Source organism: Streptomyces hazeniae (assembly GCF_031845485.1).
Taxonomy (GTDB): Bacteria; Actinomycetota; Actinomycetes; order Streptomycetales; family Streptomycetaceae; genus Streptomyces; species Streptomyces hazeniae.
Map to the genome: position 1 here is coordinate 123,410 of NZ_JAVREQ010000005.1, position 12,962 is coordinate 136,371.

The following is a 12,962-nucleotide window of genomic DNA, read 5'->3' on the forward strand; positions in this document are numbered from 1 at the left end:
CGATGGACGAGGCCCTGCTCAGGAGCCTCACGCCGAGCGTGCTCACCGTCCTCGTCCGCCGCGGAGCCGACTTCGCGACGGCCGAGGACGCCGTGCAGGACGCCCTGATCGAGGCGCTCCGGGTCTGGCCGGCCGACCCTCCGCGGGATGCGAAGGGCTGGCTGGTCGCCGTGGCCTGGCGCAAGTTCCTCGACGCGACCCGGGCGGCGGCCTCCCGCCGCCGGCGCGAGGACCGCGTCGAGGAGGAGCCGGCACCAGGCCCGACCCCCTCGGCGGACGACACCCTCCAGCTCTACTTCCTCTGCGCCCACCCGTCGCTGACCCCGGCATCGGCGGTCGCGCTCACCCTGCGCGCCGTCGGAGGGCTGACCACCCGCCAGATCGCCGAGGCCTACCTGGTGCCCGAGGCGACCATGGCGCAGCGCATCAGCCGGGCCAAGCGCACCGTCTCCGGAGCGCGCTTCGACCGGCCGGGCGATGTCGCCACCGTGCTCCGCGTCCTCTACCTCGTCTTCAACGAGGGCTACTCGGGCGACGTCGACCTCGCCGCCGAGGCCATCCGGCTCACCCGGCAGCTCGCGGCCGCCATCGACCACCCCGAGGTGGCCGGGCTGCTCGCGCTCATGCTGCTCCACCATGCCCGGCGGGCCGCGCGGACCGCGTCCGACGGCAGCCTGGTGCCGCTCGCCCAGCAGGACCGCGACCGGTGGGACACCGCGTCGATCGCCGAGGGGGTCGGGGTCCTCCAGGCCGCCCTCGCACGTGACCGGCTGGGCGAGTTCCAGGCCCAGGCCGCCATCGCGGCACTCCACGCCGACGCCCCGACGGCCGGCGAGACCGACTGGGTGCAGATCGTGGAGTGGTACGACGAGCTCGCGCGCCTGACCGACAACCCCGTCGTCCGGCTCAACCGGGCGGTCGCCGTCGGGGAGGCCGACGGCCCGCGTGCCGGCCTGGCGGCCCTCGCGCCGCTGGACGCCGCGCTACCCCGCCACACGGCGGTCGCGGCCTACCTCCACGAGCGCGACGGCGACCTGACGACGGCGGCCCGGCTGTACGCCGAGGCGGCCCACAAGGCACCCGACCTCGCCGAGCGCGACCACCTCACGCGCCAGGCCGCCCGGCTCAACGCCCGGTCCCGCTGACCGGGCGTTGTCCGGCACCTCTCCCGCAGGGAGCTCCTCCGCGGTGCGTGGACCTCCCGGGTTCCGCGCGCGGGACCCGGGAGGGCGTCAGACCCGTGCGATCACATACCGGAAGAGATTCGGCATCCACACCGTGCCGTCGCCGCGCCGGTGGGGGGCGAGCGCCTCGATCAGCTCCGCGCGCACCACCCCCTCCTCCGCGGTCCGCTCCGCGCGGTCGTACAGCCCGGTGGACAGCAGCCCGCGGACGGCGCTGTCCATGTCGGCGTAGCCGAACGGGCAGGAAACCCGCCCGGAGCCGTCCAGTCGCAGACCGGCGGTACGGGCCAGCTCCTCCAGGCCGTCGCGCCCCCCGGGCTGCCAGCAGCCCGGCATACGCGGCGCCTCCCCGGCCTCCCCGTCCTGCCTGTCCGCGGTGTCCGCCGTCCGCTCCGCCACCCGCAGCACCGACGCTGCTCCGCAGCGTTCGGCAGGCCCCCACCCGGCCAGCACCACCGGCGTGTTCCGTTCGAGAGAGGTCACGGTCCGGGACAGCACCTCGGGGCCGGGCAGCGCCTCGAACGCGGTCACCACCGTGGGCAGCGGTTCGTGCAGCGGTACCTCGTCCTCCACGCGGGCGCCCACCAGCCGCACCCTCCGGCCGCCCGGATCACCGCCGGGCTCCGGCATCAGGCGCTCGCGGGCCAGTGCCAGCCGCGTCTCGTCCGGTTCCACGCCCGTCACGGACGCGCCGCGGGCCGCGGCGAGGAGCAGGGCCAGCCCGGAACCGCAGCCGAGGTCCAGGACGTGGGAGGCGGAGCCGACCTCCAGCCGGTCGAAGACCGCCTCGTAGAGCGGGACCAGCATCCGCTCCTGGATCTCCGCCCAGTCGCGGGCGCGCTGCGGGTGGTGGACCAGCGTGGGTGTCATCAAGGCGCCTCGATCCGTCGATCCGTCCGGTCGGCCGCGGGGTTCGGGCCGCCGCCGTACGCCGCGGCACGTCGCCGTCCGGGCCCGGCGTCCGGCATCCGGCGTCGCGGGGGCACTGCCGTAGCATGCGCCGGGCGGAGGGCCGCAGCGCGAAGTCATGCTAATCGGGACATATGGGCGTGGCATCCGGGAGGGGCGAGGGAACCGCGACCGGCGGCGCGCGCGTCCCAGCGAGCGCGGGGGAGCGTGCGCTCGCCCGCGCGGCAGCCCGGCGTACCGAAGGTGTACGAATCGGAACTACGTCCGGGAATGCGACGACTACGCGTCTTCTCCGCAGATCGGCGTACCCGTCCTCGTCAGGACCCATCGGAGTGAACTGACCGGTACGGGAAAATTATTTGGGATGGCCCCGAATCGGAACACCCGGACCCCCTCGCTCGTTGTTCACGACGTGAGCACGACACCACCAGTTCTCGCCGCCGAGCTGGCAGCCGCCTGGGCCGACATTCAACGGCACCATCCCGAGCTGCCGGACCTGGCCGCGCCCGAATCACTCATCGGAGAGTCCTCGTCCGCCTGCGGCGCCGAGCTCTCCTTCGAACGGCTGCTGCACGAGGCCGTGCACGGGATCGCCGCCGCCCGCGGTGTCCGCGACACCTCGCGCGCCGGTCGCTACCACAACCGCCGGTTCCTCGCGATCGCCGAGGAGCTGGGGCTGGAGCACGCGGAAGAGCCGCACCCGAGCAGCGGCTTCTCCCTCGTGACCCTCACCCCGGCCACCCGCCGGCGCTACCGTTCCACCGCCGACCGACTGCACCGCGCCCTCAAGGCGCACGACGCGGCCACCACCACCGAGAGCGGCCGCAGCTTCCGCGGGCCCGCGGCCCGGCACGGCTCCTCCGGGGGCGGGGTACGGGTCAAGGCGGTCTGCGACTGCGGGCGCAACGTCCGCGTCGTCCCCTCCGTGCTGGCGCAGGCGCCCATCATGTGCGGAGCCTGCGGCAAGCCCTTCCGCATCCCGGACGCAGCGCCGTCCAAGGAACCGATGGCCGTCGCGGGCTGAACGCGCCGGCGGCGGCCACACCTCACCGGCCCGGCCCCCGGTTCGGCCGGACCGGTGAGGTGTGGCATCATGGGCGGCTGTACTCGGCAGCCGTCCAGGACCCCTCTCTCCTCCGGCTGACGCGTCCGTCGGGCGCCAGGACACCACAACCCCACGTGGCCTTCCGCCGCGCCCCACCACGTCAAGACCAGGAGACACCACACCCGTGGCAGTCAAGATCAAGCTGAAGCGACTGGGCAAGATCCGTTCGCCGCACTACCGCATCATCGTCGCCGACTCGCGCACCCGCCGCGACGGCCGCGCCATCGAGGAGATCGGCCTGTACCACCCGGTGCAGAACCCCTCCCGCATCGAGGTCGACTCGGAGCGCGTCCAGTACTGGCTGGGCGTCGGCGCGCAGCCGACCGAGCCGGTCGCGGCCATCCTCAAGGTCACCGGCGACTGGCAGAAGTTCAAGGGTCTACCGGCCCCCGAGCCGATGAAGGTCGCCGAGCCGAAGGCCGACAAGAAGGCCCTCTTCGAGGCCGCGGCCAAGCAGTCGGCGAACGAGCCCAAGGGCGAGGCCATCACGCCGAAGGCCAAGAAGTCCGACAAGGGCGAGAAGAAGGCGGACGAGGCCAAGGCCGAGTCCGCTGACGCCGCCACCGAGTCGACCGAGGCCTGAGGATGCTCGAGGAGGCCCTCGAGCACCTCGTGAAGGGCATCGTCGACCACCCCGACGAGGTGCAGGTCGCTGAGCGCACCCTGCGCCGCGGGCGCGTGCTGGAGGTCCGGGTGCACCCCGACGACCTCGGCAAGGTCATCGGCCGCAACGGCCGCACGGCCCGTGCGCTCCGCACCGTCGTGGGAGCCCTCGGCGGCCGCGGTGTCCGCGTCGACCTCGTCGACGTGGACCAGATCCGCTGAGCAGCAGCACGCTGAGCAGTACCACGCACCACCGGCAGCGGCCGGGGGCGGCTCCGGCCGCACCCGGCCGCTGCCGCTGTTCGCACCACCCGCCCCGGCGGCGGACACGCGAGAAGAAGGGGAACCCGAGACCGTGCAGCTGGTAGTCGCCCGCGTCGGCCGCGCCCACGGCATCCGCGGCGAGGTCACCGTGGAGGTACGCACCGACGAGCCCGAGATGCGGCTCGCACCCGGAGCCGTTCTGGCCACCGACCCGCCGGGCGTCGGCCCGCTCACCATCGAGACCGGCCGGGTGCACAGCGGACGCCTGCTGCTGCGTTTCGCCGGCGTGCAGGACCGCACCGGCGCCGAGGCGCTGCGCAACACTCTGCTGGTCGCCGAGGTCGACCCGGAGCAGAGCCCGGACGACCCCGAGGAGTTCTACGACCACCAGCTCCTCGACCTCGACGTCGTCACCCGCGACGGGCGCGCCGTCGGCCGTGTCGAGGAGATCGCCCACCTGCCCGCGCAGGACCTGCTGGTCGTACGGCGCCCCGACGGCGGCGAGGCGCTGATTCCGTTCGTCACCGAGATCGTCCCGGAGATCGACCTGTCCGCGCAGCGCATGGTCGTCGACCCGCCCCCCGGGCTGCTCGACGAGGAGGAGGGGAAGGGCTCGTGAGGCTCGACGTCGTCACGATCTTCCCGGAGTACCTGGAGCCGCTGAACGTCTCCCTGGTCGGCAAGGCGCGCGCCCGCGGGCAGCTCGACGTCCGGGTGCACGACCTGCGCACCTGGACTCACGACCGGCACCACACCGTGGACGACACCCCGTACGGTGGCGGGCCCGGCATGGTGATGAAACCCGAGCCGTGGGGCGAGGCGCTGGACGAGATCCTCGCCTCCGGCGCTCCGGACCAGGACGAGCCCGTTCTCGTCGTTCCCACGCCCAGCGGGCGGCCGTTCACCCAGGCCCTCGCCGTCGAACTCGCCGCCGCACCCTGGCTCGTGTTCACCCCGGCCCGCTACGAGGGCATCGACCGCCGCGTCGTCGAGGAGTACGGGTCGCGCCTGGACGTGCGCGAGGTCTCCATCGGCGACTACGTGCTCGCCGGGGGAGAGGCGCCGGTACTGGTGATGGTGGAGGCGGTCGCCCGCCTGCTGCCCGGCGTGCTCGGCAACGCCGAGTCCCACCGTGACGACTCCTTCGCCCCCGGCAGCATGGCCGGCCTGCTGGAAGGCCCGGTGTACACCAAGCCCCCGCAGTGGCGCGGCCGGGAGATCCCCGAGGTGCTGGTCAGCGGCCACCACGGGCGGATCGCCCGGTGGCGCCGCGACCAGGCACTCGCCCGCACCAGCACCCACCGGCCCGACCTGATCGAGGCGTGCGATCCCGTCGGGCTCGACGCGCACGACCGGGCGACGCTCTCCGCCCTGGGCTGGGAGGTCGGACCCGGGGGTCGATTTGGGCGCACGACGAAGCCCGTGGAAGAATAGGCCGCTGCCTCGCGTCCGGCGCGCGACCCTGCCACAGGGGGATCAACGCCCGACCGGAGCGGCGGCGACCGTACATCCGTTCACCATGTTCCGCTGATGACCTGTGGCATCGGCGAGGAAAGCAGACGCTCATGTCTCACCTGCTCGACAACGTCGACGCGGCTTCGCTGCGCGAGGACGTCCCCCACTTCCGCCCGGGCGACACCGTCAACGTCCACGTCCGCGTGGTCGAGGGCAACCGCTCCCGTGTGCAGCAGTTCAAGGGCGTCGTGATCCGCCGCCAGGGCTCCGGCGTGCGCGAGACCTTCACCGTCCGCAAGGTCAGCTTCAGCGTCGGCGTCGAGCGCACCTTCCCGGTGCACACCCCGATCGTCGAGAAGATCGAGGTCGTCACCCGCGGTGACGTCCGTCGCGCGAAGCTGTACTACCTCCGCGACCTGCGCGGCAAGGCCGCCAAGATCAAGGAGAAGCGCGAGAACTGATCTCGTTCGTGCGAACGGAGCGCGGCCGCGCGGAGGTCCCCGAGCAGGGTCACCGGCGTCGGTCGCGCTCTTTTCGGCTCACGACGGGCGCCGCGGCCGTTCTCGTGGCGGTCTTGCTGGTCGGCGCCTTCGTGGTGCAGCCTTATTCGATCCCCAGTTCGTCGATGGCGCCGACCCTGAAGGTGGGGGACCGGGTCCTGGTGAACAAGCTGGCCTACCGTTTCGGTGACCGTCCCGAACGGGGGGACGTCGTGGTGTTCGACGGCAGGGGGTCCTTCCTCCCGTCCGGCACCGCCGGCTCGGGGGCGCTCTCCGGTCTGCTCCGCAGGTTCGGTTCCGCCCTCGGCCTGTCGGACCCGGCGGACACGGAGTACGTCAAGCGGGTCATCGGCGTCGGCGGCGACCGCGTCCGGTGCTGCGACCAGCGGGGGAGGCTTGTGGTGAACGGCGAACCGCTGACCGAGACGTACCTCCACCCCGGCGACGACTCCTCCGCGGTCCGCTTCGACATCCGCGTTCCGGAAGGCCGGCTCTGGGTCATGGGCGACCACCGGTCCGCCTCCCGCGACTCCCGGGACCACCTGGGGCTGCCCGGCGGCGGTACCGTCCCGCTGGACCGCGTCATCGGCCGCGCCGACTGGATCGCCTGGCCCCACGACCGCTGGACCACCCTGTCCGCCGGTACGAAACGCGCCGCTCGCGAGGCGGGGCCACATGGGTAGGCGCGGCAGACCCGCCGGTCACCACCGGCGTCCCGACGCGACACCCCCGCCGCAGCCCTCCGCAGACCGGCCCGCCACCCTGCGCGGCCCCGGCGAGGGCCGCGCCGACCGGCGACGTGCGGCCAAGCGCATCAAGCGGCGCCGCCGGCTGTCGGTGACCAAGGAGATCCCCATCCTGATCGGCATCGCGCTGGTGATAGCGCTGGTGCTGAAGACCTTCCTGGTGCAGGCGTTCGTGATCCCCTCCGGGTCGATGGAGCAGACCATCCGGATCGGGGACCGCGTCGTCGTCGACAAGCTGACCCCGTGGTTCGGCGGCAGGCCCGAACGCGGCGACGTCGTCGTCTTCCAGGACCCCGGCGGCTGGCTGGACGGCGAGCCGCAACAGCAGCAGCAGGGGAGCGATCCGGTGGGGGTCAAGCAGGTAAAGGACCTGCTGACGTTCGTCGGCCTGCTCCCGTCGGACGACGAACAGGACCTCATCAAGCGGGTCGTCGCCGTCGGCGGCGACCGCGTGCGCTGCTGCGGCTCCGACGGCCGGATCACGGTCAACGGCCACCCCGTCGACGAACCGTACCTGTACCCGGGCAACGCGCCGTCGAAGATCGAGTTCGACGTCACGGTCCCCGAGGGCCGTTACTTCGTGATGGGCGACCACCGCGGCAACTCGGCGGACTCCCGGTACCACCTCGATTCACCCGGACGGGGTACGGTTCCGGAGGAACTGATCGTCGGCAGGGCCATGGTCGTAGCCTGGCCGGTGGACCACTGGCAGCGGCTGTCGGAGAACGAGACCTTCGCCGCGGTGCCGGACCCCTCCGGCACGGAGGCGACCGCACAAGCTGCCGAGGAGAACCGAAGGAGTGGGCTTCCGAGCCCCTTGGAACTCTCGCTCGTTGTCACAGTGGTGGGTCTGGCCCGGTACCGGGACCGACGAAAGCGCAGTGTGAGGAGTGAGAGTGGGGGACATGGGCTACGGCGCGCGGTCCGGTCACGACTATCCCGAGGGACCTGAGGGAGACGGCCGCGGACCGACGCCGCTGATGAGTGACGAACGGCCCAGCCCGCAGGGAGGCGAGACGGACACCGTGGGCGTGTCGCACACAGGGGACGACGCAGAAGGCGCCCGTGACGGCGGCGAGGCCGGCCGCGACCGCAAGAAGAAGCAGGCCCGGCCGTTCTGGAAGGAACTGCCCCTGCTCGTCGGCATCGCGCTGGTGCTGGCGCTGGTCATCAAGACCTTCCTGCTCCAGGCGTTCTCCATCCCCTCGGAGTCGATGCGGGACAGCCTCAAGATCGGCGACCGCGTCCTCGTCGACAAGCTGACGCCGTGGTTCGGCTCCGAGCCGGAGCGCGGCGAGGTCGTCGTCTTCCACGACCCCGGCGGCTGGCTGCCCGACATCCCCAACGAGCAGAACGCCCTGCAGAAGGCGTTCAGCTTCATCGGGCTGATGCCGTCCGCCGACGAACAGGACCTGATCAAGCGGGTCATCGCGGTCGGCGGCGACACCGTCTCCTGCCGCAAGGGCGGGCCGGTGAAGGTCAACGGCGCCGCGCTCGAGGAGTCGTACCTCAAGCCCGGCAGCACGCCGTGCGACGACAGGCCGTTCGGCCCCGTCACCGTGCCCGAGGACCACATGTGGGTCATGGGCGACAACCGGCAGAACTCCCGGGACTCGCGCTACCACCAGGACGGCCCCGACGGCGGCATGGTGCCCGTCGACGAGGCCATCGGCCGCGCCGTGGTCGTCGCCTGGCCCCTCGACCGCTGGGCGACCCTTCCGGTGCCGGAGACCTTCGACCAGAAGGGCGTCGCCGCCAAGGCCGCCGGTGCCGCACCCGCCCTGATGGGCGTGGCCGGAGTGGCCCCGCTGGCCCTGTGGCTTCGCCGGCGCCCGGTGCGTGCGGACGCCTCGCGCCGAGCGGAGCGGATCACGACGGGCGACTGAGCGCCGCCCCCAGCACGGACCGACGTGTGGCCGGGCCCCGGAGGGCCCGGCCACACACGCGTCGCGGCGCGGCCCCCGCATCGTGACCGGCGGATGAGGCGTCCCCCACGTGGACACCTCGCACCCTCCCGCGCCGCCCTCCGCACTCCCGGAGAGCGCGCGGTCGCCGGTAGGGTTCGCCCAGACCTCCGGGCAGGTCGGGCGACGCCCCGTGGCCGTCAGCGACCCGGCGGTGCGATGGCGGCGAGGCGGCGACGGACCCGGGAGCGCAGGGATGGGAAACGCAGTACGGACGACCGGTGCGGCACGCCCGGGCGGCACACGGCCGCGCCGTGGGCTGGGCGACACCCTCTCCGGCGTCGCGGTGGCGATCGGCTGCGTGCTGTTCCTCGGCGGCTTCGTCTGGGGCGCGATCGTGTACCAGCCGTACACGGTTCCCACCCGCTCGATGGCGCCGACCATCCAGGCCGGCGACCGGGTACTCGCCGAACGCGTCGGCGGTGACCAGGTCCGGCGCGGCGACGTCGTCGTCTTCCACGACTCGGTGTGGGGGGACGTCCCCATGGTCAAGCGCGTCGTGGCGGTCGGCGGCGACACGGTGGCCTGCTGCGACGCCGACGGGCGGATCACCGTGAACGGCGAACCCGTCGACGAGGAGTACCTCGGGCCGGACGACCGGAAGGCCATGACCCGCTTCGACGAGCGGGTCCCCGAAGGCCGGCTCTTTTTGCTGGGCGACCATCGCACGACCTCCCAGGACTCCCTGATGCGCCTGGAGGGCGACGCCGACCACTGGGCCGTGCCGCGCGACGCCGTGCGGGGGCGGGTGGACGCGACGGCCTGGCCGCTGGAAGGTTTCGGCATGGTCGAACGCCCCGAGGGCTTCGCGCAGCTGCCGGGCGGAGTCTCCCGGCCCGGACCGCTGGTCCCCATGCTGATCGCCGTCGCCGCGGGTACCGTCCTGATCATGGGAGGGGCGGCGCACGGGCCGCTGTCCCGCCGGTCGGCGGCAGCCTCGCACGGCCGGCGCCGGAGCTGACGCACAATAGGGGCACGCACGGCTGAAGGGGAACACGCCATGAGCGCCGAGGACCTCGAGAAGTACGAGACCGAGATGGAGCTCAAGCTCTATCGCGAGTACCGCGACGTCGTCGGGTTGTTCAAGTACGTGATCGAGACCGAACGCCGCTTCTACCTCACCAACGACTACGAGATGCAGGTGCACTCCGTCCAGGGCGAGGTCTTCTTCGAGGTGTCCATGGCAGACGCCTGGGTCTGGGACATGTACCGGCCGGCGCGGTTCGTGAAGCAGGTGCGGGTGCTCACCTTCAAGGACGTGAACATCGAGGAGCTCAACAAGAGCGAACTCGACCTGCCCGAGGACTCCGGCTTCAAGGGCTGACCTGAGCCGGATCATCCGGTCCGCGGGCCACTCACCTCCTCACCCCGTCACCCGCGGGGGTGACGGGGATATCCCCAGGCCGGCACCGGTCCACAGATCCGGCCCGAGATCCCCACCCCAGCTCCGCCTCCGTCACAGTCGGTGACGGAGGTGGTCCCACATGAATGCCCGAGAAGCACTCGGCCGCTACGGCGAGGACCTGGCCGCGCGGCGGCTGCGTGCCGCCGGCATGGCCGTACTGGAACGCAACTGGCGCTGCGCCGCCGGAGAGATCGACATCGTCGCGCGCGACCGTGACGCCCTGGTGGTCTGCGAGGTCAAGACGCGCCGCGCCGGCGGGTGGGAACACCCGATGGCCGCCGTCACCCCGGCCAAGGCCGCGCGGCTGCGCAGGCTCGCGTCCCGCTGGCTCACCGAGCGCTGGATCGCCCGGTACGGCAGGCCGCCCACCGGGGGCGTGAGGCTGGACGTGGTGGGCATCCTGCTGCCGGACCGCGGGTCCCCGCTGGTCGAGCACGTCCGGGGGGGGCGGCCTGATGGGTTTCGCCCGCACCTGCTCGGTCGCGCTGGTCGGCGTCGAGGGCGTACCGGTCGAGGTACAGGCCGATCTGGAGCCGGGCGTCGCCCACTTCACCCTGGTGGGGCTGCCCGACAAGTCCCTGGTCGAGAGCCGCGACAGAGTCCGCGCCGCCGTGGTCAACTCCGGCGCGGAATGGCCGCAGAAGAAGCTCACCGTCGGGCTGAGCCCTGCCTCCGTGCCGAAGGGAGGCAGCGGCTTCGACCTCAGCGTCGCCTGCGCCGTGCTCGCCGCCGCCGAGCGGATCGACCCGCGCGCGATCGCCGACCTCATGATGTTCGGCGAGCTGGGCCTCGACGGCCGCGTCCGCCCGCTCCGCGGCGTGCTCCCGGCCGTGCTGGCAGCCGCCGACGCCGGATACCGGCACGTCGTCGTGCCGGAGCAGGCCGCCGCCGAGGCCTCCCTGGTCCCCGACGTGACGGTGCTCGGCGTCCGCAGCCTCCGCCAGCTCATCGCCCTGCTCTGCGACGAGCCGGTGCCGGAGGAGGACGAGGAAACTGCCGCGGTCCGCCCCGATCCCCTGGGCCCCGCCCCCGCCGGACCGGGTCTCGGCGCAGCACTCGCCGTGGACGACCACCCCGTCGACCTCGACGAGGTCGCCGGGCAGACCGTCGCCCGCACCGCCCTGGAGATCGCCGCGGCCGGCCGCCACCACCTCTTCCTCAAGGGTCCGCCCGGCGCCGGCAAGACCATGCTGGCCGAGAGGCTGCCCGGCCTGCTGCCGCCCCTGACCGCGCAGGAGGCGCTGGAGGTGACGGCGGTCCACTCGGTCGCCGGGACACTGCCCCCCGGGCGCCCCCTGGTGGAGCGGCCGCCGTACTGCGCCCCGCACCACTCGGCGACCATGGCCGCCCTGGTCGGCGGCGGCAGCGGCCTGCCCCGGCCCGGTGCCGTCTCCCTCGCCCACCACGGCGTGATGTTTCTCGACGAAGCCGCCGAATGCAGCGGGCGGGTACTGGACGCGATGCGGCAGCCGCTGGAATCGGGCCACGTGGTGGTCGCCCGCGCGGGCGGGATGATGCGCATGCCGGCTCGCTTCGTCCTCGTCATGGCGGCGAACCCGTGCCCGTGCGGACGGCACGGGGTGCGCGGAGCCGACTGCGAATGCCGCCCCTCGACGGTCCGCCGCTACCGCGCCCGGCTCTCCGGCCCCCTGCTGGACCGGGTCGACCTGCGTGTGACCGTGGAGCCGCTGGCCCGCTCCGAGCTGCATGCGTCCGGCGCCGGGGAGAGCACCGCCACCGTCGCCGCCCGGGTGCTCGCGGCCCGGGAACGCGCTGCGGCCCGCTACGCCGGGACGCCGTGGACGACCAACCAGGAAGTTCCCGGCCACGCTCTGCGCACCCGCTGGCCGGTCGCGCTCGGCGCACTCGACCGGGCCGAGGACGACATGGAGCGCGGACTGCTCACCGCCCGCGGCCTGGACCGGGTGCTGCGCGTGGCCTGGACGGTCGCCGACCTGGCGGCGCGTGACCGGCCCACCCGCGAGGACGTGGACCGCGCGCTGGAGTTGCGCACCGGCATCCGCCGTGGCGTCGCCGTCGTGGAGCCCGCCCGATGAGTACCGGACCGACGCGCGAGGCCGCGGCGCACGCGGAAACCGGCCCGGACTCGTATGAGCGGCGCGACCGCGCCCTGCTCACCCGTGTCGCCGAGCCCGGCGACGAGACGGTCGGCCGCTGGCTGGAGGACTACGGGCCGGCAGAGATCGTGCGACGGCTGCGCGGCGGCGGCCCCCCTCCACCGGGAACCTCCGCACGGCGCTGGGAAGGACTTCGGCTGCGTGCCCGCGAGGTGCGGCCCGGGGCTGACCTCGCCGCGGGCTCCGCCCGAGGCGACCGCTTCGTCTGCCCAGGCGACCCCGACTGGCCGGGACAGCTCGACGACCTCGGCCTCTCCCGGCCCTACGGTCTGTGGGTCCGGGGCGCGCCTTCGCTGCGCTTCTGGGCGCTGCGCTCGGTGGCCGTGGTGGGCGCCCGGGCCTGCACCGACTACGGGATGCACGTCGGCGCCGCCCTCGGGGCCGGACTGGCCGCGCGCGGCTGGACCGTGATCTCCGGCGCCGGTGCTGTTCTGTATCCAGTGACCGTTGTTGGTCAAGCTCGTTGCTACTCGTGTGACGGAGTTGGAATCGAGCGGCCGGTGTTGGCAGCTTCATAGGTACATCCCGAGCCGTACGGCGGCTGTAGCCGAGTTACTCAGTGAGGCGCTGCCAGGCCTTCATGCTCGTACGGGGAACAGGGATGTACATGACGGGCAGCGCTTCGTGATTGGTCCCGACGGTCGGCCCGACCTGCGGGTGAACTACTGCCTGGGGTCGCCGAAGTGGCG

The 12,962-nt window shown here is 73.1% G+C and carries 14 protein-coding genes and 2 pseudogenes; 15 read left to right on the forward strand and 1 reads right to left on the reverse strand.

What is annotated here, in order from left to right; all coding sequences use genetic code 11:
- Positions 1-2: 2 nt before the first annotated feature.
- Positions 3-1,145, forward strand: coding sequence for an RNA polymerase sigma factor (locus tag RM572_RS08125; protein WP_311672684.1), 1,143 nt, complete (start codon positions 3-5; stop codon positions 1,143-1,145).
- An 87-nt stretch (positions 1,146-1,232) separates the two neighbouring features.
- Here the strand turns inward: RM572_RS08125 and RM572_RS08130 are convergent, their stop codons facing one another.
- Positions 1,233-2,054, reverse strand: coding sequence for a class I SAM-dependent methyltransferase (locus RM572_RS08130; protein WP_311672586.1), 822 nt, complete (start codon positions 2,052-2,054; stop codon positions 1,233-1,235).
- A 403-nt stretch (positions 2,055-2,457) separates the two neighbouring features.
- Between RM572_RS08130 and RM572_RS08135 the strand changes: the two genes are divergently transcribed.
- From RM572_RS08135 to RM572_RS08200, 14 genes and pseudogenes are all read left to right on the forward strand, one after another.
- Complete coding sequence (locus RM572_RS08135) at positions 2,458-3,117, forward strand: hypothetical protein (RefSeq protein WP_311672587.1); 660 nt, start codon at positions 2,458-2,460, stop codon at positions 3,115-3,117.
- 205 nt (positions 3,118-3,322) lie between these two features.
- A complete protein-coding gene (gene rpsP, locus RM572_RS08140) occupies positions 3,323-3,781 on the forward strand; it encodes a 30S ribosomal protein S16 (protein ID WP_027763868.1) in 459 nt (152 codons plus the stop codon).
- A 2-nt stretch (positions 3,782-3,783) separates the two neighbouring features.
- Positions 3,784-4,023 carry an RNA-binding protein gene (locus tag RM572_RS08145; protein ID WP_027763869.1) on the forward strand — a complete coding sequence of 80 codons (240 nt, stop codon included), beginning with the start codon at positions 3,784-3,786 and terminating at the stop codon, positions 4,021-4,023.
- A 133-nt stretch (positions 4,024-4,156) separates the two neighbouring features.
- Positions 4,157-4,684, forward strand: a complete 528-nt coding sequence (rimM, locus tag RM572_RS08150; protein WP_311672588.1) for a ribosome maturation factor RimM — start codon at positions 4,157-4,159, stop codon at positions 4,682-4,684.
- On the forward strand, positions 4,681-5,499 hold the full coding sequence (gene trmD, locus RM572_RS08155; protein WP_311672589.1) for a tRNA (guanosine(37)-N1)-methyltransferase TrmD: 819 nt from the start codon (positions 4,681-4,683) through the stop codon (positions 5,497-5,499). Before rimM ends, trmD begins: the two co-directional genes overlap by 4 nt.
- A gap of 131 nt (positions 5,500-5,630) precedes the next feature.
- Complete coding sequence (rplS, locus tag RM572_RS08160; RefSeq protein WP_311672590.1) at positions 5,631-5,981, forward strand: 50S ribosomal protein L19; 351 nt, start codon at positions 5,631-5,633, stop codon at positions 5,979-5,981.
- Entirely contained in the window at positions 5,978-6,703 is a 726-nt protein-coding gene (gene lepB / locus RM572_RS08165; RefSeq protein ID WP_394813556.1) for a signal peptidase I, read from the forward strand. Before rplS ends, lepB (RM572_RS08165) begins: the two co-directional genes overlap by 4 nt.
- Positions 6,696-7,718, forward strand: a complete 1,023-nt coding sequence (gene lepB / locus RM572_RS08170) for a signal peptidase I (protein WP_311672592.1) — start codon at positions 6,696-6,698, stop codon at positions 7,716-7,718. Before lepB (RM572_RS08165) ends, lepB (RM572_RS08170) begins: the two co-directional genes overlap by 8 nt.
- Entirely contained in the window at positions 7,672-8,652 is a 981-nt protein-coding gene (lepB, locus tag RM572_RS08175) for a signal peptidase I (RefSeq protein ID WP_311672593.1), read from the forward strand. The genes lepB (RM572_RS08170) and lepB (RM572_RS08175) overlap by 47 nt, the downstream gene beginning before the upstream one ends.
- Positions 8,653-8,926: 274 nt before the next feature.
- Complete coding sequence (gene lepB, locus RM572_RS08180; RefSeq protein ID WP_311672594.1) at positions 8,927-9,691, forward strand: signal peptidase I; 765 nt, start codon at positions 8,927-8,929, stop codon at positions 9,689-9,691.
- Positions 9,692-9,730: 39 nt separating this feature from the next.
- Positions 9,731-10,054: a DUF2469 domain-containing protein gene (locus RM572_RS08185; RefSeq protein WP_023527784.1), complete on the forward strand. Its 324-nt coding sequence runs from the start codon at positions 9,731-9,733 to the stop codon at positions 10,052-10,054.
- A 160-nt stretch (positions 10,055-10,214) separates the two neighbouring features.
- Positions 10,215-10,580 (forward strand): annotated as a pseudogene (locus RM572_RS08190) (YraN family protein); the annotation flags it as partial.
- A 10-nt stretch (positions 10,581-10,590) separates the two neighbouring features.
- Complete coding sequence (locus RM572_RS08195) at positions 10,591-12,192, forward strand: YifB family Mg chelatase-like AAA ATPase (RefSeq protein ID WP_311672595.1); 1,602 nt, start codon at positions 10,591-10,593, stop codon at positions 12,190-12,192.
- Positions 12,189-12,692, forward strand: a pseudogene (locus tag RM572_RS08200) (DNA-processing protein DprA); the annotation flags it as partial. The gene RM572_RS08195 and the pseudogene RM572_RS08200, both read left to right, overlap by 4 nt.
- Between the last annotated feature and the right edge of the window lie 270 nt (positions 12,693-12,962).

What these genes read in the sequence shown, in the direction of transcription:
- RM572_RS08125 (WP_311672684.1), top strand. Translation starts at nt 3, where the DNA reads ATGGACGAGGCCCTGCTCAGGAGCCTCACGCCGAGCGTGCTCACCGTC.
- RM572_RS08130 (WP_311672586.1), bottom strand. Translation starts at nt 2,054, where the DNA reads ATGACACCCACGCTGGTCCACCACCCGCAGCGCGCCCGCGACTGGGCG.
- RM572_RS08135 (WP_311672587.1), top strand. Translation starts at nt 2,458, where the DNA reads ATGGCCCCGAATCGGAACACCCGGACCCCCTCGCTCGTTGTTCACGAC.
- RM572_RS08145 (WP_027763869.1), top strand. Translation starts at nt 3,784, where the DNA reads ATGCTCGAGGAGGCCCTCGAGCACCTCGTGAAGGGCATCGTCGACCAC.
- rplS (WP_311672590.1), top strand. Translation starts at nt 5,631, where the DNA reads ATGTCTCACCTGCTCGACAACGTCGACGCGGCTTCGCTGCGCGAGGAC.
- lepB (WP_311672592.1), top strand. Translation starts at nt 6,696, where the DNA reads ATGGGTAGGCGCGGCAGACCCGCCGGTCACCACCGGCGTCCCGACGCG.
- lepB (WP_311672593.1), top strand. Translation starts at nt 7,672, where the DNA reads ATGGGCTACGGCGCGCGGTCCGGTCACGACTATCCCGAGGGACCTGAG.
- lepB (WP_311672594.1), top strand. Translation starts at nt 8,927, where the DNA reads ATGGGAAACGCAGTACGGACGACCGGTGCGGCACGCCCGGGCGGCACA.
- RM572_RS08185 (WP_023527784.1), top strand. Translation starts at nt 9,731, where the DNA reads ATGAGCGCCGAGGACCTCGAGAAGTACGAGACCGAGATGGAGCTCAAG.
- RM572_RS08195 (WP_311672595.1), top strand. Translation starts at nt 10,591, where the DNA reads ATGGGTTTCGCCCGCACCTGCTCGGTCGCGCTGGTCGGCGTCGAGGGC.